16 protein-coding genes are annotated in these 21,671 nt (G+C 73.6%); 9 read left to right on the top strand and 7 right to left on the bottom strand.

The genetic code is table 11. The annotated features are described in order from the left end of the window. The first annotated feature begins 90 nt into the window (after nucleotides 1–90). On the top strand, nucleotides 91–1,146 hold the full coding sequence (locus tag SCWH03_RS27215; protein ID WP_254077059.1) for an NsdA family TPR-like regulatory protein: 1,056 nt from the start codon (nucleotides 91–93) through the stop codon (nucleotides 1,144–1,146). Nucleotides 1,147–1,430: 284 nt separating this feature from the next. Here SCWH03_RS27215 and cuyB read toward each other — a convergent pair whose 3' ends face one another. From cuyB to asnB, 4 genes are read right to left on the bottom strand one after another with little or no spacing between them, the layout of a single operon-like run. Beyond that, nucleotides 1,431–2,246, bottom strand: coding sequence for a cysteate racemase (cuyB, locus tag SCWH03_RS27210; RefSeq protein WP_173267404.1), 816 nt, complete (start codon nucleotides 2,244–2,246; stop codon nucleotides 1,431–1,433). Next, nucleotides 2,243–4,462, bottom strand: a complete 2,220-nt coding sequence (locus SCWH03_RS27205; RefSeq protein WP_173267402.1) for a condensation domain-containing protein — start codon at nucleotides 4,460–4,462, stop codon at nucleotides 2,243–2,245. The genes cuyB and SCWH03_RS27205 overlap by 4 nt, the downstream gene beginning before the upstream one ends. After that, on the bottom strand, nucleotides 4,459–6,327 hold the full coding sequence (locus SCWH03_RS27200) for an amino acid adenylation domain-containing protein (RefSeq protein ID WP_173267400.1): 1,869 nt from the start codon (nucleotides 6,325–6,327) through the stop codon (nucleotides 4,459–4,461). The genes SCWH03_RS27205 and SCWH03_RS27200 overlap by 4 nt, the downstream gene beginning before the upstream one ends. A gap of 9 nt (nucleotides 6,328–6,336) precedes the next feature. Beyond that, nucleotides 6,337–8,199, bottom strand: coding sequence for an asparagine synthase (glutamine-hydrolyzing) (gene asnB / locus SCWH03_RS27195; RefSeq protein WP_173267398.1), 1,863 nt, complete (start codon nucleotides 8,197–8,199; stop codon nucleotides 6,337–6,339). A 304-nt stretch (nucleotides 8,200–8,503) separates the two neighbouring features. Here asnB and SCWH03_RS27190 point away from each other — a divergent pair, with 304 nt between their 5' ends. Then, nucleotides 8,504–10,024: an FAD-binding protein gene (locus SCWH03_RS27190; RefSeq protein WP_173267396.1), complete on the top strand. Its 1,521-nt coding sequence runs from the start codon at nucleotides 8,504–8,506 to the stop codon at nucleotides 10,022–10,024. A gap of 66 nt (nucleotides 10,025–10,090) precedes the next feature. Here the strand turns inward: SCWH03_RS27190 and SCWH03_RS27185 are convergent, their stop codons facing one another. Continuing rightward, nucleotides 10,091–10,963, bottom strand: coding sequence for an LLM class F420-dependent oxidoreductase (locus tag SCWH03_RS27185; RefSeq protein ID WP_173267395.1), 873 nt, complete (start codon nucleotides 10,961–10,963; stop codon nucleotides 10,091–10,093). 272 nt (nucleotides 10,964–11,235) lie between these two features. Between SCWH03_RS27185 and SCWH03_RS27180 the strand changes: the two genes are divergently transcribed. Further along, nucleotides 11,236–12,939: an AMP-binding protein gene (locus SCWH03_RS27180; protein WP_371872797.1), complete on the top strand. Its 1,704-nt coding sequence runs from the start codon at nucleotides 11,236–11,238 to the stop codon at nucleotides 12,937–12,939. A 121-nt stretch (nucleotides 12,940–13,060) separates the two neighbouring features. Here SCWH03_RS27180 and SCWH03_RS27175 read toward each other — a convergent pair whose 3' ends face one another. Further along, nucleotides 13,061–14,224 (bottom strand): acyl-CoA dehydrogenase family protein, encoded by a 1,164-nt coding sequence (locus SCWH03_RS27175; protein WP_173267393.1) that lies wholly within the window; start codon nucleotides 14,222–14,224, stop codon nucleotides 13,061–13,063. Nucleotides 14,225–14,312: 88 nt separating this feature from the next. After that, nucleotides 14,313–15,065, bottom strand: coding sequence for an SDR family NAD(P)-dependent oxidoreductase (locus SCWH03_RS27170; protein ID WP_173267391.1), 753 nt, complete (start codon nucleotides 15,063–15,065; stop codon nucleotides 14,313–14,315). A gap of 234 nt (nucleotides 15,066–15,299) precedes the next feature. Between SCWH03_RS27170 and SCWH03_RS27165 the strand changes: the two genes are divergently transcribed. The 6 genes from SCWH03_RS27165 (at nucleotide 15,300) to SCWH03_RS27140 (ending at nucleotide 21,508) form a co-directional block, all read left to right on the top strand. After that, nucleotides 15,300–15,641: a YciI family protein gene (locus tag SCWH03_RS27165; protein ID WP_173267389.1), complete on the top strand. Its 342-nt coding sequence runs from the start codon at nucleotides 15,300–15,302 to the stop codon at nucleotides 15,639–15,641. 2 nt (nucleotides 15,642–15,643) lie between these two features. Further along, on the top strand, nucleotides 15,644–16,120 hold the full coding sequence (locus SCWH03_RS27160; RefSeq protein WP_173267388.1) for an SRPBCC family protein: 477 nt from the start codon (nucleotides 15,644–15,646) through the stop codon (nucleotides 16,118–16,120). Nucleotides 16,121–16,409: 289 nt separating this feature from the next. Further along, a complete protein-coding gene (locus SCWH03_RS27155) occupies nucleotides 16,410–17,657 on the top strand; it encodes an acyltransferase family protein (RefSeq protein WP_173267386.1) in 1,248 nt (415 codons plus the stop codon). Continuing rightward, nucleotides 17,654–18,421, top strand: a complete 768-nt coding sequence (locus SCWH03_RS27150) for a thioesterase II family protein (protein ID WP_173267384.1) — start codon at nucleotides 17,654–17,656, stop codon at nucleotides 18,419–18,421. Before SCWH03_RS27155 ends, SCWH03_RS27150 begins: the two co-directional genes overlap by 4 nt. 16 nt (nucleotides 18,422–18,437) lie before the next feature. Next, entirely contained in the window at nucleotides 18,438–20,012 is a 1,575-nt protein-coding gene (locus SCWH03_RS27145; protein WP_173267382.1) for a class I SAM-dependent methyltransferase, read from the top strand. Nucleotides 20,013–20,104: 92 nt separating this feature from the next. After that, on the top strand, nucleotides 20,105–21,508 hold the full coding sequence (locus tag SCWH03_RS27140) for an FAD-binding oxidoreductase (protein WP_173267380.1): 1,404 nt from the start codon (nucleotides 20,105–20,107) through the stop codon (nucleotides 21,506–21,508). Nucleotides 21,509–21,671 lie beyond the last annotated feature (163 nt).

The raw sequence follows: 21,671 nt of genomic DNA, 5'->3' as shown, positions 1-21,671 counted from the left end.
ATGCCTGACGGACGAGACCGTGGAGAGCCCGGTACTCGGAAACGGGTACGCCGGGTTCGGAGAGCGGTCCGGGGAAACGGGCAGGCAGCAATGCCTGAACCGCGCCCCGGGCCGACTCAACTGGACCGCCGGATCTTCATCACCGCGTCCAGCGGATACGCCCTGGCGGCCCTTGGTCTGCCCGACCCCGAGAGCATCATCCGCCGCACCCGCGGCACCCCTGCCGGAGCGGTCCGCGTAGGCAGGGGCGAAGTGGCTGCCGTCAAGCAGATGGTCAAGGCTCTGGGCGACTCCGCTTCCGAACTCGGCGGAGGCCACGCTCGCCATCTGGCCGTGCGCTACCTCACCGAAGACGTCCGCCCTTGGCTGAACGGGCGGTTCACCGCAGCCACCGGCCGAGAGCTGTACGCCGCGGCCTCCCAGCTCGTCCACCTGGCCGGATGGATGGCCCAGGACGAGGGCGACACCCCACATCTGCGGGGGCTCGCCCAGGGCTACTACGCGCATGCCTTCCGTCTCGCCGCCGAGGCCGGGGAGCCCGAGTTGTCCGCCACTGCCTTGCGGGGACTCGCAGTGCAGTGCGTCGAGCTGGGTTTCCGGGCGGAGGCCGTGCAACTCGGCGAAGCCTGTGTCGAGTACGGCGGTCACGTACGCAACGGCCGCGCCGTCGCCTACTACGAGGCCACCCTCGCGAACGCCGCCGCCCAGGACGACGACCGCAGGACGGCCACCCGGCATCTGGGCCTGTCCGAGACGGCGATCGGCAAGCCGACCGCGACCGGCGGCGAGTCCTGGGCGGCTCACTACTCGCCCGGCCGGTGGGCCCACGAGTCCGGGATGATCCTCTCCCGGCTCGGCGACCTCGATGCCGCCGAGGAACACCTCCACCTCGCTCTGGAGATCCACGGTGTGGACCGGCGTCGCACCCGTGCCATCGTCCTGGCCGACCTCGGCGGCGTTCGCCTCCGCCAAGGCGACGTGGACGGTGCCCTCGACACCTGGAGCGACTTCGTCGAGTGTGCCGACGGCATTCAGTCGGTGAAGGTACAGGCCGCTCTGCGAGACATGCGCGTACGGTTGTGCCGCCTCCAGAGCCTGCCCCGGGCCCAGGACCTTCGCGAGCGGGCCGACCGCATCGACGGCTGACAACCTCCCTCCTCCATCCGGGACGACGCCCACCGGCGCGAGGGCGAACCGTCTGTCTGCGACGGTCTCCGGTGGCCCCACCGGAACGGTGAGAAGTGGCTCCGCCAAGCGTTCGACCGGCGGGCCGGTGGGTGGCCCGCGCACAAGCGCAGCCAGCGAGAAGAGGCCGTCAGGGGTCCGGGTGAGCCGTCGGCTACCCGTTCGAGAGGTGGGGCCACTTCCCGCCGTTCGCGCGGGTCCAGCGGAAGCCGTTCAAGACAACCGTCCTCGGCCCCGTCCGCCCGCTACGCCGCCGCCGTCAGTCCGGCCGCGCGGGAGGAGGGCCGGGCGGGAGCGGGGTAGAGGGCGTCCACGCAGGCCGTCGCGAGGGCGTCCAGGCTGGAGACCGTCGCCGCCGCGGGCAGCCCGGACGCGTCGTAGGCCAGCGGAAGTTCCGTGCACGCGGTCAGCACCGGCAGGCGCTCCTCGCGCCACAGCGGGCGGACGGCCGACGCGAGCAGGCGCCCGCCCTCGTCCGTACGGCCCCCCTTGACCAGGACGGCGGCGTGGTGGATCCGCGCCCGGACCGCCGGGCCGGGGACGGCCAGCCGGTAGCCGAACTCCGCGGCCCGCCGCTGGTAGAGGCCGCTGGCGACGGTACCGGTGGTGGCGGCCAGCCAGCCGCCCTCCGGGCTGATGGCCATCGCCGCCCGCAGCGTCGCGTCGACGATGTGGACGACGGGGACCGGCAGTTCCGCCCGGATCCGGTCGATGTACACGTGCGCGGTGTTGCACGGCACGGCCAGCAGGTCGGCGCCCCAGCGGGCCAGGGTCGCCAGTCCCTCCCGGATGGCGGGCAGCGGGGCGTCGCCGCCCTCCAGCAGGGCGGTGGACCGGTCGGGGACCGACGGGTCGGACAGCATGACGATACGGGGATGGTGCTGGTCATCCGCCGCCGGCACCCGGGCGGCGAGCAGCCGCAGGAACTCGGCTGTCGCGGCGGGCCCCATCCCGCCGAGGACACCGAGTGTCCCGGCGGGCGTCGGCGTCGGCGTCGGCGCCGAAACCGGTCCGGGCTCGGGCACCCTCTCCCGCTTCGGCTCCGGTCCCGGGGCCGTCATGGTGCCGCTGAGTCCGCGGCCGCCGTCAGCCGGCGCGCCACCCGCTCGGGTACCGCGGCGGCGAGCAGCCGGCCCCGCGGGCCGGGCGGGCACCACCAGTCCAGGTGGAGCACCCCCTGCCGGACCACGCCGCTGACCGTCACCGCGTCCCGGCCGGTCCCGGGCAGGACGGTGAAGTCGGCCTCGTCCGCGGCGACGAGCGCGAAGGGGGAGCCGGCCGGCAGCAGCGCGGCGAGGTCGCCGAAGTGCTCGTAGCGGATCGGCGCGGGCGCGCCGGACGACGGGGCCTGTGCCAGGGCCCACCGCCCGATGCCCCGGGGCCCGTCCTCGGCCGTGTGGTCGAGGACCTCGACGCCCGGCTCGTCGCCCAGGTCGGCGAGGACCGCCGACAGCGCCGCGGCCACCCGCGTCGCGCTCGCGGGCGCGCCGCAGTCCGTCCGGATCCGTACCGGCTCCCGTGCGCCGGCGTCCGCCGCCGGTGACCGCGCCGGGCCCGGACCCGGGTGGCCGAAGCGGTCGGCCGCGCCCGGCGCGACGGCCGCCGCGCGGTGCAGAAACGACTCCGTCGGCGGGAGCGGCGTCTCTCCGCCGGCTGCCCAGAGAGCGGACAGGTCCCGCAGCAGCGTCCGCCAGGAGCGGATGTCGGCCAGCAGTTCGTGCACGACGAGGAGCAGCCGGGCCGGGAGCGGACCGCGGTCGACCAGGGCGAACTGCAGCAGTGGGCCGTCGGTGAGGCTGATCCGCGACCGCAGCCGGTCCACGGCCGCGTGCAGCAGCCCGGCCTCCGCCGGGGTGTCCCGCCCGGAGGCGTCCAGGCGCAGCACGGGAAGGGCACCGGACACCCCGGCGTCGTACTGCTCCCACCCGCCGTCGCGCTCGGCGAACCGCAGCCGCAGCGCCTCGTGGTGCAGCAGGAGCGCCAGCGTCGACCGGCGGGCCAGGGCGGAGTCGGCCGGGTCCTTCGCCTCGAGGAGCAGGGCCCTGCCCTGGCGGCCGGGGGTGTTCCCGGCGCGGGCCAGCACCTGCCGCTGAGCGGGCGTCAGCGGCGTACGGCGCCCGTCGGCTGTGGAACCGCCGTCTGCCGCGGAGTCGCCGGTGGCGGCCGTGGAGGCAGTGGCGGTCGCGGGCAGGGGCCGCTCCGCCGCCGGGGCACCGGCCGCGGGGCGGACCGTCCCCGCCTCGGGGAGCGGGTAGCCGATCCGCAGCAGCATCTTGCGCACCCTCGGGGTCGCGGCCGGCATGCGCAGTTCCTCGTCCGCCTCCGCCCGTTCCAGGTGCCCGAGGCGCACCTCCCAACGGGTGGGCGCCTCGTAGTTGTGGAAGCCGCGCTCACGGGTGTGCACGAGGACACCCGCGTCGTTGATCATGCAGTTGGAGCTGCAGAAGCCGGTGTCGCCCGGCTGCGCCCACAGGTCGGAGCGCTCGTGCAGCAGCGCCCGGATGCCGTCCTTGGTGACGTCGGAGTACCGGTAGTAGTCGACGACCTCGACGGAGTCGACCACCTCGGGGGCGATGCCCCCGCCTGCCTGGTGGTAGACCCGGCGGCCCTCTTTCAGACCCGGTTCGATCTCGGCCGGGTCGAAGATGCCCTGACGGTGGAACCAGGACAGCCGCTCGTCCATGATCTGACCGCGTGACAGGCCCGTGACGATGGTCGGGATGCCGAGGTCGTGGGCGTGCCGGGTACTCAGGTCCAGCAGCGAGCGGAAGCAGCCGTTGCACACGCTCTTGTGCTGCTGGAGGCTGCGCAGGAAGACCCTGTCCTGGTCGGCGTGGGTGGCGGTGACGTGCTCGATGCCGAGTTCGGAGGTGATGGCCTCCACGTTGCGCAGGGCGGTCCTGGAGATGAAGCCGTTGTCGAAGGTGAAGGTCCGCACGCGCAGGCCGAGGTCGATCAGCCGGTACAGGACGTACGAGCTGTCCTTGCCGCCGCTGTAGAGCAGCAGGCAGTCGACGTCGGAGCCGCGCTCCGCGGCCCGGGCGCGGACCAGCGAGACGAATCGCTCCACGTCGCCGAAGTAGGCGTCGATCTCGGTCCCGTGGCGCTCGTACATCGTGCACAGGTCGCAGATGCTGGCCGTGTCGAAGGCGATGCCGGGGTAGCGGCCGCTGATCCCGCAGCGGGCGCAGGCCCGCTCGCCCGCGTCGGTGGCGGCGCCGGTCTCGGCGGTGGCCGAGACCGCGGCGGTGGTCGCAGGAGCGGGATGCGTGGTCATCGGAGGTCCGGTCCCTCGACGGCGAAGAGGTCGTCGAGTGGCGCGTCGGCTGTCGGCAGTTCCTTCTCGACCGCCGCGGCGAGGCCCGCGACCGTCGGCGACAGCAGGAAGTCCCGCAGCGGTACGGTGACCCCGAAGGTCCGGTTCACCAGGGCGAGCAGCGAGACGACGAGCAGCGAGGTGCCGCCCGATGCGAAGAAGTCGTCGTCCCGGCCGGCACCGGAGACGGGCAGGGTCCGGAGCCACAGCGCCGACACCGTCCGCTCCGTCGTGGTACGCGGCGGCTCGCCCGCGATGCGGTCCGCGGCGCGGGGCGAGGGGACGGGCAGCGCACGCCGGTCGATCTTGCCGCTGAGGGTGCGGGGAAGCTCGGCGAGCGGGACGAGCACCGCCGGCACCGCGCTGTCGGGCAGCCGTTCGCGCAGATGGCCGCGCAGCTCCCTGTCCAGCTCCCTGTTCAGTTCCTCGGGCGCGGCGCCGGCCGGGGCGTCACGGAGTTCCAGGTATGCGCGGAGATGGGCCGCGCCGGCCTCCTCGTCGGCGACCACGGCGGCGTCCGCGACGGCCGGATGGTCGCGCAGTACGCACTCGACGCCCTCCAGCTCGACCCGTACCCCGCCGATCTTGACCTGGTGGTCCTTGCGGCCGAGGAACTCCAGGGCGCCGTCGTCGAGCAGGCGGCCGTAGTCCCCGGTGCGGTAGACGAGGTCGGTTCGGTCGCCGGTGACCGGGTGGGGCACGAAGGCCCGGGCGGTCTCCTGGGGGTGGCCGTGGTAGCCCAGGGACCGGTGGGGGGTGCGCAGATGGATCTCGCCGACCGTGCCGGGCTCGGCGGGCCGCCCGTGCTCGTCGAGGAGCAGCACCTCCGCGTCCGGGATCGGGCGGCCGACGGGGATCGACGGGCGGTCGAGGTCCTGGCGGGTGACGACGTGGAAGGTCTTCGTCATCGTCGTCTCCGACGGCCCGTACAGGTTCAGCAGCCGGATCCGGTCGCCGTACCGGCCGAAGAGGAGTTCGGCGTCCGAGGTTGCGAGCCGCTCACCGGACAGGGCCACCCAGCGCAGCGAGCCGAGCGTGCGGTCCCCGGCGATCGCGGCCGAGACCAGGCCCCGGAACAGCGACGGGACGGTGTGCACCAGGTCGATGCGCTCCTCGTCGGTCCAGCGGGCCAGGGCCGCCGGGTCGAGGAGCGTCTCCGGGTGCGGGGCGACGATCGTGCCGCCGGTGGTCAGCGGGACGAACAGGTCGCGCAGCACGGCGTCGAAGGACGGGGAGGCCAGCTGGCTGACCCGCCAGCCCGGCTCCACGCCCAGCAGCCCGGTCTCCCACCGGATGTACGGCGCGATGGAGCCGAGCCGGCCCACGATGCCCTTGGGGCGGCCCGTGGTGCCGGAGGTGAAGAAGACGTACGCCGGGTCGTCCGCGCCGGAACGGTGGTGCTCCCGGCGGCCTCCGGGGGAGGCGGCGGGACCGGAGGTGACCGTGTGCGCGGCGGGCGCGGCCTCGGACAGCGCCTGGAGCGCGGCCGGGTCGGCGGGGGATCCGACGACGGCCCACTCGGGCGCGACCTCGAGGAGCGTCGCCCGCAGCCGGGCGGGCGGGGCGGCCAGGTCCAGGGGGACGAAGACGCCGCCGATCCGCAGGATGCCGAGCACGGCGGCGACGAGGTCGCGGCGGTCCTGGACCAGGACGGGGACGAAGGCGCCGGCGCCCGCCCCCGCGGCCTTCAGGGCGTCCGCCACATGTGCGGCGCGCGCGTCCAGTTCCGCGTAGCTGAGGCACCCCTGCGGGGTCTCGACGGCCACCTGGTCCGGCGATCGCCCGATCGTCCTGCCCACCAGGTCGTGGATGGCTTCGAACGTCATCAGTGTTCCTTACGAGTGGTCCGGCAGGGAGAAGGTGTCCAGGAGGATCCCGAAGGTCAGTACGGTGAGCAGCAGGTCGTCGCCGTAGTGGGGATGGACCTCGAAGCCGTCGCCGGTGTAGCGGGCCCGGAGCCTCTCCACGGCCGCCGGGTCGAAGTACCCCTGCCGCCTGATCCGCGCGGGGGAGAGCATGTCGCCGACCCATTCGACGCCGGCGCGCAGCAGCGCCGGGCTGCCCGGCGCGCGGAAGCCGAACTTCTCGCGGTCGATGATCTCCGGGGGCACCAGGCCCTGTGCGGCCTGCCGCACGACGTACTTCTCACCGAGCGGGTGCACCTTGAGACGGGCCGGGACCTCGGTGGCGAACTCCACGACCTCCCGGTCCAGGAAGGGGTACCGGGCCTCCACGGAGTGGGCCATCGCCATCCGGTCGCCGTGGTCGGAGAGCAGATGGTCCGACAGCCGCAGCCGGAAGTCGAGGTAGGAGCGCTGGTCCAGCGGGTCCCGTCCGGCCAGCCGGGCCGGGTCCACGGGCGGCAGGCGCAGGCAGTCCACGTCGCGGAACGCCTCGCGGACCCCCGCGGAGTAGATGCCGAGCTTGGCCTCGCGCCAGGCGTGGTAGCGGCGTTCGTAGAAGAGGCCGGCGTCGCCCCACAGCCGCCGCCGCACGTCGTCCTCCAGCGCGTCCGCGAGGTCGTCGCCGGAGCTGCCGGCGCCGCGGCCCAGCCGGTCGAAGCGGTAGCCGACATAGCCTCCGAAGAGTTCGTCGGCGCCCTCGCCGGTGAGGATCACCGTGGTGCCGCTCTCGCGGACCCGCCGCGCCAGCGCCAGTGAGCAGGTGTTGTACGTCTCCTTCACCGGCGTCTCGGCGTGCAGCACCATCCGGTGCAGGTCCTCGGCGATGTCCGCGGTGGTGAACCGCACCTCGTGGTGGCGGGAGCCGGCCTTCTGGGCCATCAGGCGCTGGTAGCCCGACTCGTCGATCTCCGCGTCGGGGAAGGTGACGGAGAACGAGTCGGCCGGGGGCGCCAGCTCCCCGACGAGACCGGCGATGAGCGAGGAGTCGAGCCCGCCGCTGAGGTAGAAGCCGACCGGCACGTCGGCGTCCAGCCGGCGCCGTACCGCCCCGGTCAGCAACTCGCGCAGCCGCTCGGCGTAGTACGCGTCCGGCCTCGGCGCGAGTTCGCCGGCGCTCGGGTAGTCGAGGTCCCAGTACGGCACCTCCCGTACGGCACCGTCCTCGACGAGCAGGTAGTGGCCGGCGCGCAGGCTGCTGACGCCCTGGAACATGGTCCGGGGGCTGACCAGGCCGGGGAAGGTGAGCACCTGGTCGAGGCCGGTCAGGTCCACCGCGCGGTCTACGCCGGGATGTTCCAGGACGGCCTTGGCCTCCGAGCCGAAGACGAAGTGGTCCGCGGTCGTGGCGTAGTGCAGGGGGAGGACGCCGACATGGTCGCGGGCGAGGAAGAGGCGGCGCCTCGGCCGGTCGAGGATGGCGAAGGCGAACTGCCCGTTCAGCCGGTGCAGCAGCTCGGTGCCCTCCTCCTCGTAGAGGTGCACCAGGACCTCGACGTCGCAGTCGGTGCGGAAGCGGTGTCCCCTGCCGACGAGTTCGGCGCGCAGCCGGCGGTGGTTGAAGATCTCGCCGTTGCACACCACGACGACGGCGCCGTCCTCGCTGGACATCGGCTGGGCGCCGCCGCCGAGGTCGTTGATGCTCAGCCGTCGGAAGCCGAGCCCGACGCCGTCCTCGGCGAACACCCCGCCGGAGTCCGGGCCCCGGTGCAGCAGGGTCGCCGTCATGCGCGCGAGCGCCCGGGAGTCGACCTCCACACCGTTGCGCAGGCCCATGGCCCCGGCGATGCCGCACATGGGACGGATCCTCCTTCATCGGACAGCCGAGCACGGGGCAGGGAAGAGCGGGAGCGAAGGGAGGACCGGACGGCGCTCGGCGCCTGCCCACGGGCTTCCCGCAACAGGTAACACGTGCCCGGGCCGCGGCCACAAGCGAATCCCGGGCGCACCGCGGCCTTGAGCAATCTGGAAGAACGGGCCGGGGCGGCCGAAGCGCACGGCGGGAGAAGACATCCGGAGCGCGTCTCGTTCACGCTGGTGGCGGCCCCGGGCCGGGCGGCCAGAGCGGGCCCCCGGCCGCCCGCCCGGATGGAGGAACGACGTGACCGAGACGGACATCCCCGCCTTCGCAGCCGCCACGATCACCGCGGACGACCCGCGGTACCCGAGCCTGGTCCTGGGGACCAACCACCGGTTCCCCGGCAGGCCGGACTACGTCCGGGTGGTGACCACGACCGCCCAGGTGGCGGCCGCGGTGACCGAGGCCGTGGCGGCCGGCCGGCGGATATCCGTGCGCAGCGGCGGGCACGGCTTCGAGGACCTGGCCACCGACGGCGTCGAGGTGCTCCTCGACATGTCCGAGATGACCGAGGTGCGTTACGACGAGGAGCGGCGCGCCTTCGCCATCGAGGCCGGCGCCACGCTCGGCCACGTCTACCGCGTGCTGTTCAAGGGCTGGGGCGTGACCATCCCGGCCGGCGAGTGCCCCGAGGTCGGGGTCGGCGGGCACATCGTCGGCGGGGGCTACGGCCCGCTGTCCCGCAGCCTCGGCGCGGTGGTCGACTACCTGTACGCGGTGGAGGTCGTCGTGGTCGGCGAGGACGGCGTCGCCCGGGCCGTCGTGGCCACCCGGGAGGACGGCGATCCGCACCGCGACCTGTGGTGGGCCCACACCGGGGGCGGTGGCGGCACCTTCGGCGTGGTGACGCGCTACTGGATGCGGGCCCCCGGCGCCGACTCCGGCTCCGACGACCCGGCGGAGCTGCTGCCGAAGGCTCCCGCCGCCTGGCGCAGCGGGATGGCCGTGTGGTCCTGGGAGACGATGACGGAGGAGTCGTTCGCCGCCCTCCAGGCGAACTTCGGCGCCTGGTTCGAGCGCAACAGCGACCCCGACTCGCCGTACGCGGCGCTGGCCGGGTTCTTCCACGGCACCCACCGCTCCGGCTTCGGACTGACCGTCGGCGCCCACATGGACGACGCCACCGCGGACGCCGAGCGCCTGATGACCTCGTTCTTCGAGGAGATCACGGCCGGCGTGGACGCCAAGCCGCTCTTCGTCGACCAGCAGGTCAGGCCCTGGCTGTACATGTCGTCCTATCCCGGCTGGGGCGACCCGGGCGACCCCTTCACCCGCCGCATCAAGATCAAGGCCGCGTATCTGCGCAAGGGGTACTCGGCCACGCAGACGGCGGCGCTGTACCGGCATCTGACGGCTGGTCAGACCAGCCCCGTCCAGCTCATCCTCATCGGATACGGTGGCCGGGTGAACGCCGTCGCCCCGGACGCCACCGCCGCCGCCCAGCGCGACTCGGTCCTGAAGGCCGCGTATATGGCCGTATGGGGGGCCGAGGCCGACGATGAGGCGAACATCCGGCGGGTGCGGGAGATGTACCGCGAGGTGTACGCGGAGACCGGCGGGGTGCCGGTGCCGAACGACGCCAACGACGGCTCGTACGTGAACTACGCCGACACCGACCTGGCCGACCCGCAGTGGAACACCTCCGGGGTGCCGTGGCACACCCTGTACTTCAAGGACAACTACCCGCGCCTGCAGCGGGTCAAGAAGCGCTACGACCCGCGGAACGTGTTCCGCCACGCCCTGTCCGTCGGACTGCCCGGTTGAGGGAGCGCGTGCCGGTGCCCGGGCCCCGCTCCGAGCGGGGCCCGGGCACCGGCTCCCGGCGGGCGGTCAGGCGTCCGCCACGGCGGGCAGCACCCGCTCGCCGACCAGATCGATCCCGCGCACCTGGTCCGCACCCTCCAGGATGCCGATCACCCGTGTGACGCCGGCACCGGCGATCGTGCGCAGCACCCCGGCCAGTTCGTCCGCGGAGGCCGTGTCGCCGGCGGTGAACGGCATGATGCAGGTCTTCTCGATCGCGTCGTAGTCCCGGCCCTCCGCCTCGCAGTGCCGGCGCAGGACCGCCAGTTTGCCGCCCAGGTCGGGGCCCGGGTAGAGGTTGCAGGCGTCCGCGTACCGGGCGACCAGGCGCAGGGTCTTCTTCTCGCCGCCGCCGCCGATCATGATCCGGGGGCGGGTGAGGTTCTGCGGGACGTTCAGCGGCCGCTCCACGCGGTAGTGCCGGCCGGTGACGGGCTTCTCGCCGCCCCTCTCGCCGTCCCACATGGCCAGGCAGATCCGGACGGCCTCCTCGAGCCGCTCGAACCGCTCGGCCACCGGCGGGAAGCCGATGCCGAGGCCGCGCGCCTCCTCCTCGTACCAGCCGGCCCCGATGCCCAGGTCCGCGCGGCCGCCGGAGAGGACGTCGAGCGTGGTGACGGTCTTGGCCAGCAGGCCCGGGGCGCGGAAGTGGACCCCGGCGACCATCGGCATGAGGCGGATGCGGCGGGTGTGCGCGGCGATGGTGGCCAGTGCGGTGAAGCACTCCAGCATCGGCTGCTCGGCCCCGCCCATGTGGGGGCCCTGCCAGACGTGGTCGGCGACGCCGATGACGTCGAAGCCGGCGTCGTCGGCGGCGCGGGACATCGCCGCCAGGGTGTCCGCCATGCGCACCGCTCCGCCCTCCCAGGCGTAATCCGCGAATGCCAGACCGAGTTTCATGGCCGATCTCCCAACAGGTGCTCGATGACGGTGGGCCGTGCGTGGTGGGTCGTGCGTGGTGGATGTGCGCCCGGGGCGGGGCCGTCGGGCGGGCAGCCGAAGAAGTCGGCGGGGCAACCGAAGAATAGGGCGGATGCTCCGCCGCCCCGTTCTCCGATCGTGCTCCATGGGGAGCGGCGCCTTGGAGGGCCCGGCCCCGAAGAGGCGGACAACGCCGTGAGGAGGGCAATCACCGAGATGCGAGGGGCAGCGGGCGGCGGAAGCATGGCGGAATGGACCATCGCGAGCCCGAAGAACCGACGATGCCGGCGGACGGGCGGACCGCCCACCCGGTGTCCACCCGGCCGAGTCACGCCGCAGGCGCTCATCCCGTACCGCTTCTCAACGAGACGATCGGCGCCAACCTCCGGCGGTCCGCCGCCTCCTTCCCCGACCGGGACGCCCTGGTCGACCGGGCCGGCGGCGGATGCCGCTTGAGCTATGCCGAGCTCGACGCGCAGACCGACGCCCTCGCGGCCGGACTCCTGGACCTCGGCGTCCGCGCGGGCGACCGGATCGGACTGTGGTCCCCGAACAACGCCGCATGGGTGCTCACCCAGTACGCGGCGGCGAAGATCGGGGCGATCCTGGTCAACATCAACCCCGCGTACCGGACCCACGAGCTGGAGTATGTGCTCGGCCACGCCGGCGTCCGGGTGCTCGTGGCCGCGCCGTCCCTGCGCACCACCGACGCCGCCGCCGTGATCGCCGAGGTGGCGCCGCGCTGCCCGTCCCTGCGCCGCACCGTCCTCATCGGCGGCGGGGAGTGGGACGCCCTGCTGACCCCGCCCGACGCGTACGGCGCGCGCCGGCTCGCCGCGGCCGGGGCCTCGCTCCACCCCGACGACCCGATCAACATCCAGTACACCTCGGGGACGACGGGCCTGCCCAAGGGCGCGACCCTGACGCATCGCAACATCCTCAACAACGGCTTCTTCACCGGCGAGCTGCTGGAGTACACGCAGGCCGACCGCGTCTGTCTTCCCGTGCCCTTCTACCACTGCTTCGGCATGGTGATGGGCACCATCGCGGCGCTGAGCCACGGCGCGTGCGTGGTGATCCCGAGTCCGTTCTTCGACGTCCGCGCCACCCTTGAGGCGGTTGAGGCGGAGCGCTGCACCTCGCTGTACGGCGTTCCCACGATGTTCATCGCCGAGCTCGACCACCCCGACTTCCACGCCTTCGACCTCTCCTGCCTGCGGACCGGCATCATGTCCGGCACCCCCTGCCCCGTGGAGGTGATGCGGCAGGTCGTCGACCGGATGCACATGGCCCGGGTGACGATCTGCTACGGCATGACCGAGACCTCTCCGGTCGCCTGCCAGACCCGGCCCGGCGACTCGCTGGAACGCCGGGTGTCCACCGTCGGCCGGGCCGGCCCGCACGTGGAGATCAAGATCGTTGACCCGGAGACCGGGGAGACCGTGCCGCGCGGCAGCCAGGGCGAGTTCTGCACCCGCGGCTACTCGGTGATGAGCGGCTACTGGGAGCAGCCCGACAAGACCGCCGAGGCCATCGACGAGGACGGCTGGATGCACACCGGGGACCTCGCCGTCATGGACGACGACGGGTACGTCGGCATCACCGGCCGGATCAAGGACATGGTCATCCGGGGCGGCGAGAACATCTACCCGCGCGAGATCGAGGAGTTCCTCCACACCCACCCGGACATCCTCGACACGCAGGTCGTCGGCGTCCCCGACCCGTACTACGGAGAGGAGCTCATCGCCTGGATCCGCCTGCGGGACGGCGCGGCGCCGATGTCCGCCACCGAACTGCGGGCGTACTGCGCCGGCAAGATCGCCCACTTCAAGATCCCGCGCTATGTGGCCGTCACCGACTCCTTCCCGATGACCGCCAGCGGCAAGGTCCGCAAGGTCGAACTGCGCGAGCGGGGAGCCGCTCTGATCGGCGGCCGACTCGCCCCGGCCGCCTGACCGCGCGAGGGAGGAGGGCACCTGCCGGCAGGTGCCCTCCTCCCACGGGCCTCGTGCCGGCGGGGTTCCGCTCCGTGGGCCCCGGCCCGGCCCGGGGCCTGTCCGGGGTGCTCCGCGCCGCTCAGGCGGCGGCCGGCAGCCCCAGCCCGCGGGCGATCAGCATCCGCTGCACCTCGCTCGTGCCCTCGCCGACCTCCAGCACCTTGGCGTCGCGGTAGAAGCGGGCCACCGGGTAGTCGTTGAGGCAGCCGTAGCCGCCGAAGACCTGCGTCGCCTCCCGGGCGTTGTCCATCGCCGCCCCCGAGGAGATGAGCTTCGCGAGGGAAGCCTCCCTGCCGAACGGCTCCCCCCGCAGCATCTTCGTCACGGCGTGGTAATAGGCGAGCCGTGCGCTGTGAGCCCGTACCTCCATGTCGGCGATCTTGAACTGGATCGCCTGGTGGGCGCCGATGCTGCGCCCGAACGCCGCCCGCTCCTTGGCGTGGCGGACGCTCTCGTCGACACAGCCCTGCGCGATGCCCGCGCCCACCGCGGAGATGGCGATCCGGCTCTCGTCCAGCACCGACAGGAACTGGGACAGGCCGCGGCCCTCCCGCCCCAGCAGGTTCCCGGCCGGCACCCGCACCTCGGTGAGGGCCAGGGCCCGGGTGTCCGACGCGTTCCAGCCCGCCTTGGAGTACTTCGGCGCGACCTCGAGGCCGGGCGTGCCCGCGGGCACGACGATGGCCGAGGCCTCCTGCCTTCCGTCCGCGCGGACCCCCGTCACCGCCGTGACCGTGACCAGGCGGGTGATGTCCGTGCCGGAGTTGGTGATGAACGACTTGGCGCCGTTGACCACCCACGCGCCGCCGTCGCGCACGGCGGTTGTGGTGAGGGAGGCGATGTCGGTGCCGCCGCCGGGCTCGGTCAGCCCGAACGCGCCGAGACCCTCACCGGAGCACAGCGCCGGCATCCAGCGCGCCTTCTGCTCGGGTGTGCCGAAGCGGTGGATCGGCATGGCTCCCAGCGAGACCGCGGCGGAAAGGGTGATCGCGACCGAGGTGTCGACGCGGGCGAGTTCCTCCAACGCCACGCACAGGGCCAGGAAGTCCCGGCCCCCGCCGCCGTACTCCCGCTCGAAAGGCAGCCCGAACAGGCCCATCCGGCCCATCTCGGCCACCAGGGCGTACGGGAACTCGTCCCGCTTGTAGAGGTCGCCGATGGCCGGGGCCACGGCGGTGCGCGCGAAGTCCCGCACCTTCTCGCGCAGGACCTCGTGCTCCTCGTCGAGCCGGAAGCCGATCACAGTTCTCCTCGGTGGTCTTGCGCCCCGCGCAGGGGCGGGGCGCAGATCGGGCCCGCAGGCCGGCCGGCGGGTCGGGTCGGGCAGGTCGTCAGGCCGGGACGGAGCCGACGAGGCCGCCGTCGACGACGAACTCCTGGCCGGTGATGTACGCCGCCCGGGGCGAGAGCAGGAACAGCACCGTCTCGGCGATGTCCCGCGGGGTGCCGAGCGTGCCCAGCGCGACCTGGCCGCGGAAGAAGTCGCGGGCCTCCTCGACCGGGGCGACCTCGTCGAACATCCCGGTGCGGATGTGGCCCGGGGTGACCGCGTTGACCCGGATGCCGCGCTCGGCCAGGTCCGGGGCGAGGTTCCGCGGCAGGTTGAGCACGGCCGCCTTGCTGGCCGCGTAGACCGAGCCGGGGCCCATGCCGCGGTGCACCAGCCAGGAGGCGTTCAGGACCACCGACGAGCCCTCGGCGAGCAGCGGCAGCGCCTTCTGCACCGTGAAGAAGGCGCCCTTGAAGTTGGCGCCGACGACCCTGTCGAAGTCCTCCTCGGTCACGTCCGCGGCACGGGCGTTGAGGCCGATGCCGGCGTTGGCGAAGACACCGTGCAGACTGCCGAAGCGGGCGCGGACCTGCTCGAAGGCCGCTTCGAGCTCGGCCGGGCGCGCCACGTCCAGGGCCGCGGCGAACACCCGGTCGCCGCCGTCCAGCTCCTTGACGGCCCGGTCGAGGCGGCCGGCGTCGCGGCCGGCGATCACCACGCCACCGCCCTCGTCGAGCAGACGACGGGCGGTGGCGAAGCCGATGCCGCTGCCGCCGCCGGTGATGAAGTACGTCTTGTTCGCGAAGTCAGTCATGCGGTCAGCGTCGGGGCCGCGCACCGGCACGCGCATCTCCCGGATTGCGCATGGGCCCGCGCACCGCTCGGCCGCCCAGGGGCGCGAGCGGCGCCGACAGGGGTGCGCAACCTGGAAGATGCGCCGTTCCCGTGGAGCCCGAGAGGCTGGAGGTGTGGACACCACGCCTGCGCAACGCCGTCGTCGTGGAGTGCACCGGACCACGCAGGCAGTCACGCAGTGAAGGAGAGCCCGATGGCTCAGTTCGCGGTTTTCATCTACGAGGCGGAGATCCCCGGTGGCTGGGAGAACGCCCCCAGGGAACTGCTCGAGGCCCACGAGGCGTTCCCGGGCAAGGTCGAGGAGCTCGGCGGCAAGATCCTCAACGGTCTCGCGCTGCAGCCGGCCGGCACTGCCAGGAGCGTCCGTGACGGCGCCGTCGGCGAAGGGCCGTTCGCCGACACCCGGGAGTCCATCGGCGGCGCCTTCGTGCTGGAGGCCAAGGACCTCGACCACGCGCTCGAGATCGCCAAGATCGTCCCCGTCAACGACGGCGGCGTCGAGGTCCGCCCCCTGTTCGACGCCCCCGAGGCCTGACCGTGGCGGACACGACGACCCTGAACGAGATCACCGTCACCCGCGTCCTCGATGCCCCCCGCGCCGCGGTGTACCGCGCGTGGACCGAGCCCGGGCAGTTCGCCCGGTGGTGGGGGCCGCGCGGCTTCTCCACCGACCCCGCCACGGTCGTGCTCGACGTGCGCGTCGGCGGCACATGGAAGGCCACCATGGCCGCCGAGGGCATCGGCGAGTTCCCGTTCACGGGCGTCTACCGCGAGGTCGTGCCGGACGAGCGCCTCGTGTTCACCCTGGTCGACCCGAACGACGAGAACGCCGCGGCGCGCGCCGAGCGCGGCGAGGCCGAGGAGCTGACCACGATCAGCCTCGCCGACCACGGGGGAGGCACGAAGCTCTCCTTCCGGCAGGTCGGCCAGGTCGAGGCGGAGAAGACCGCGGAGGTCGAGGCGGGCTGGAACAGCTTCCTCGACTGCCTGGCGGACCACCTGGCCGGCGCCTGAGCCGGACGGCGAGCACGGCTGCACGCCTGCACGACCGACGCGGGGAGCGCGGCGAGTACGGCGAGCACGGGGAGCGGTACGGGTCCCGGGACCCGTACCGCTCCCGGCCCCAGTCGTCCCCGGTGCCCGGTGCCCAGTGCCCAGTGCGCAGTGCGCAGTGCGCAGTGCGCAGTGCGCCGCGTTCCCTCCCCGGCCGGCCCCCGGCCAACACCGCAATACGCAAGATGCGGTCCCGAAGCGGCCCCCGGAACCCTGGTCCCGTCTCTTCGCTGATCAGGGGGTCGGTCCGGTGGCCATCACCACAACCAGATCTCCCGCGGCCGTCAGCGGCACCCGCACCACCGAGCGCCGGTTCTTCCCGGAGCTCGAGGGAATGCGCGGGGTCGCGGCCATGGGAGTGCTCGTCACACACGTCGCGTTCAGCTCCGGCATGGTCGGATTCATGGACCGGGAACCCAACGGGTTCCTCGGCGTCATGCTCCAGCAGCTGCACGTGAGCCTGCCCATCTTCTTCGTGCTCTCCGGCATGCTGCTCTACCGGCCGTTCGCCCTCGCGACGATCGCCGGCACCCGCAAGCCGGAGATCAAGCCCTACTTCTGGCGCCGCGCGCTGCGTACACTGCCCGCCTACTGGGTGCTGGTCGCCGTCGCGCTGCTCACCCTCAACCGCGAGGCCGTGCAGGGAATCTGGCAGGTCGTCCGGCCCGTGCTGCTGCTGCAGGTCTACCAGATCGACGCCCGCCTCGTCGGCCGGGGCCTCGAACAGACCTGGACCCTGGCGACCGAGGTCGCCTTCTACGCCGCCCTGCCGCTGCTCGCCTGGGCGCTGGACAGGTTCGCCCGCCGCACCGCCGACCCGGGCGCACGGGTGCGGCGCATCCTGTGGGGCCTGAGCCCGCTGGTCGTCGTCGGCTTCGCGTACGCCGCCTACACCTTCCTGCCCTCCCTGGGCGCGTACCCCGTCCAGAACGAGTGGCCGCCCAAATGGCTCGGGTTCATCGCCGTCGGCATGGGCCTCGCCGCCCTGTCCGCGGGCGCCGACGTCGCCCCGAAGAGCACTCCGGCGTTCTACCGCTTCGTGCAGAACAAGCCGGTGTGGTGCTGGGGCCTCGCAGCCCTTGTCTACCTTCTCGCCTGCGTCCGCCCGATCGGCCGGCCCGGCCACGCCGACTACCCGTCGATGGCCGGCGGCCTGACGGAGCACCTCCTGTACACCCTCTTCGGCCTGCTGCTCGTCGCCCCGGTGACGGTGCCCAACCCCTCGCGCTTCGTCGTCGCCGTGATGAGCAACCCGGTGATGCGCTTCCTCGGCCGGATCTCCTACGGCCTGTACCTGTGGCACATCGCCGTCATCTACTACTGGCACGGCAGCCTCTTCGACGCCGGGGGCTTCCTGGAACTGCTCGCCGTCACCCTGGGCGGTTCCGTGGTCCTCGCCACGGCCAGCTACTACCTCGTCGAGAGCCCCGCCATGCGGCTGCGTGAGCGCCTCGGCAAGGCATCGGCCAAGCCCAGCGTGGAGACGATCTCCCCGTGAGCTGGATCCGCACGCTGCGGACCGCCTCCCCGGGAGCGGTCCGCCTGCTGTGCCTTCCCCACGCGGGGGGCTCCGCCCATGCCTGGCTCCCGCTGGCCGAGGCGCTCGGACCGGGCGTGGAGGTGCTGGCGGCCCAGTACCCGGGCCGCCACGACCGGCTGGCCGAACCCCCGCTCGGCGACCTGAAGCTGATGGCCGGTCATATCACGGCGTCGCTGCTTCCGCTGCGTGATGCGCCGCTTGCCCTGCTCGGGCACAGCCTCGGTGCCGTCCTCGCGTACGAGATCGCCGCCCGGCTGCAGGCGACCGGCCCCGCCCCCGTCCACCTCTTCGCCTCGGCGATGCTCGCGCCCTCGCGACACCGCCACGAAGCCGTGCATCTGCGCGACGACGACGGGATCCTCGCGGAGATCGACCGGCTCAGCGGCACACCGACCCGCTCGCCCGGCGAGGAGACGCTGCTGCGCCTGCTGCTCCCGGCGATCCGCGGCGACTACCGGGCGTTCGAGACGTACACCGACCCGGGGCATGTGCTGTCCTGCCCGGTCACCGTCTTCCTGGGCGACGCCGACCCGCTGGTGCCGGCCCGGGACGCCCGCGCGTGGGCCGAGCACACCACCGGCCCCAGCACCCTGCGGGTGCTGCCGGGCGGCCACTTCTACCTGACCGGGCCCGGGAACACGGCGGAGCTCGCCCGGGCGGTGTCCGGGCAGCTCACGGGCCGCACCGAGCGGGCCCGGCAGTCCGCGTCCGCCCCATCCTGAGAGAGGACCCCCGCACATGACCCACCCCATGACGTCCCCGGCAGCCGCCGACCTCCTCGCCGCCTTCACCGCGGCCCCGGACGAGCGGCTCGCCGAGGAGTTCCTGCGTCTGGCCGGCACGGTCTGGTCCGCCGAGGGCCCCCTGGGCGGCGCAGCGGAGCACACCCCCGCCCTCGTGGCGGCGCTGCACGGCGCCGACGCCAGGCGCGCCGGCCACCTGGCCGTGCTGCTGGGCCTGCTCGCCGAGTCCGAGTACCGGGAGCACCCGGCCGGCGACGGCCCCATACGGACCGCCGTCCACCGGGGCCTGGACCGCTACCTGGAACTCCTCGCGGGCAGCGGCGCGGGAACGCCCCTGGCCACCGCCCTGCTGTACCTCCTCGCGCACTTCCCCGAGGACCGCGCGCGGATCCTCACCGCGGCCAGCGCCGACGAACTCCTGCTCGACGAGCACGACCTCACCCGCCTCGAGCGCGCCCTGCGCGCACTCGACCCGGACGACCCCGACCTCGGCCGCTGCTGGCCCTCGCCCGCCGCCTGGAACCTCGACGAGGAGGAACGCGGCTTCGACAAGGCGTCGATCGAGGCGCTCGCCCCCGAGCAGATCACCGCCAACTGGAACAACGACACCCGCACCGTGCTGGCATACGCCGGTATGAAGGCCTACTGGGCCGTGCGCCACGGCGCGGCACGGGAGACCTCCTACCCGGCACCCGCCGCGCAGTCCGCCGAGACCGCGCCCGAGACCGCCGGCGAGCCGGGCCCGCAGGCCTTCGCCCGATACGCCGGCGCCCTGCGCTGCCCCTCCTGCGACGGCGGCCTCGACTACACCGACAGCGTCCGCTGCCGGGCCTGCGCCACCGCATTCCCCCTCGCCCAGGGCCTGCTCGACCTCTCCCGAGGCGCTACCGGCTCACAGGCCTCCGAGGAGGACGACACCGCCGACCTGCTGCAGAAGCTCGCCGCCATGCCGAGCATGGGCGTCTACTACGAGACGGTGCTGCGCCCGGCGTTCCTCCGCATCGCCGGACTGAACTGGGACGACGCCGTCACCCCGGCCGACGAGGACGCCTACCTCCTCGCCCGCACCCGGCCCGTCGACGGCCCCGTGCTCGACCTGTGCGCGGGAGCCGGCCGCTGGACCGCCGTCCTTCAGCGGGCCGTCGGCACCGAGCGGCTCATCGCACAGGACCTCGCCCTGCCCATGCTCACCGCCCTGCGCCGCGCCCTGCCGAAGGTACCCGCTGTCGTCGCCAGCGCCCTCACGCTGCCCTACGGCGACGCCACCTTCGGCGCGGTCAACTGCTGGAACGCCCTGCAGGCCTTCCCCGAGCAGGCGGACATCGCCATCGCCGAGATCGGCCGGGTCCTCAGGCCCGGCGGCTCCCTCACTCTGCTCACCTTCCGCTGGGCCGACGACCCGGTGGACCGCTACTTCCAGGGCTCGCACTTCTTCCCGAGCCGCCCCGCCGGCATGCTCCTGTTCGAGCCGGACGAGATCGCGAAATGGCTCGCCGACGCGGGCCTGACGATCCGCGAGCAGTCGGGCACCGGCTCCTTCGTCTTCATCACCGCCGAGCGCACGGCGTAGCACCGCCCTGCCCGCGACACGGCAGGCCCGCACCCCCGCCCAGGACGGCGGGCCCGCCGTACCGGCACCCACCATCTGCGGAGGAGCCGCCCATGACCACCCCCGACGAGCACCACCCGGACTTCGCGCGGCGCGGGCAGGCGGCCTATGAGGCGGCCACCCGGGTGTTCAACCTCTTCGCACCCGTCACCCCCGCGGCGGCCGTCACCGCGCGCTCCACCGAGGAGGTCCGCGCCGCCATCACCCGCGCCCGCGCCCGGGGACTGGGGGTGCGGGTGCACGCGACCGGCCACGCCTGCGCGACCGCCCGCCCCATGCGGGACGCGCTGCTCATCCGCACCGAACCGGCCGGCGACGTCGGGATCGACCCGCGGCGCCGGATCGCCAGAATTCCCGCCGGCACCCGCTGGGGCGCGGTCGTCGAGGCCGCCGCCCCGCACGGACTGGCCGCGCCCCACGGCTCCTCGCCGACCGTCGGCGCCGTCGGCTACCTGCTGGGCGGCGGCCTGAGCATGTACGCCCGCCACACCGGCCTGGCCGCCAACAGCGTCCGCGCGATCGAACTCGTCACCGCCGACGGCGAACAGCGCCGGGTCGACGCGGACAGCGACCCGGAACTCTTCTGGGCACTCCGCGGCGGCGGCGGAGGATTCGGCGTCGTCACCGCCGTCGAGATCGCCCTCTTCCCGGTGACGGGCGTCGTCACCGGAGCCGCCTTCTGGCCGGCCGCGCAGGCCGCCCGGCTGCTGCCCCGATGGCGGGCCTGGACCGAGCGTGCCCCTCGTGAGGCGACCACGTCCGTCCGGGTGATGAACCTGCCCGAACTCCCCGAGGTGCCCGCGGTCCTCAGCGCCGGGCCCGTCCTGTGCCTGGACGGTGTCGTCGTCGCCCCGGGCGGAGACGCCACCGGAAGGGCCCGGCGCCAGGCCGGCGAACTGCTCGACCCGCTGCGCGCGCTCGCCGACCCGCTGATGGACACCTGGCACGAGGCGGGCCCGCTCGCCGTACCCGAGACGCACATGGACCCGCCCGAGCCGGTCCCCGTCCTCGGCGACCACCTGCTCCTGCGCGAACTCGGCGACGAAGGCGTCGCCGCGTTCCTGCACGCCACGGTGGACCGGCCCCACTCCGCGCTCACCGTCGCCGAACTGCGCCAGCTCGGCGGCGGCCTGAGCACCCCGGCACCGGACTCCGGCGCCCTCGGGCACCTGGACGCGCGCTTCGCCTACTCCGGTGCCGGCGTACCGGGGGCCGGCGGCACGGACGGGGAGATCCTTGCCCACTGCGCGGAGGTGCGCCGCGCGCTGAGCCCCTGGGACACCGGCCGGACCGCCCCCACGTTCGTCGCGAGCCTCGAACAGCCCCAGGGGCACCTCGACGCCGACGCCGTCCTGGCCGCCGACCGGGTGCGCGCGCGGGTCGACCCGGAGGGGCTGTTCCGCGGCGACATCGCCCCGGGCTGCTCCGCCGCCTCGGCGGCCGGAAGCGCACGGTAGCAGCGGCCGGGTCTGCCCCGTCGGCCGAAGGCGCGGACGACGCCGATCCCGTACCGGGCCCGGCGTTCGGTGGTGGTGAGGGCGCCCCGCCGCCCAAACGCTCCCGCAGCCGTCGTCGCGTGGCCGCCGGGTTCACGCAACGGAACGCCCAAGGCGCCCCGGA

Origin of the sequence: Streptomyces pacificus, from assembly GCF_011766325.1 — a bacterium.
Classification (GTDB): domain Bacteria; phylum Actinomycetota; class Actinomycetes; order Streptomycetales; family Streptomycetaceae; genus Streptomyces; species Streptomyces pacificus.
This window is presented reverse-complemented; position numbering and strand designations above follow the sequence as displayed.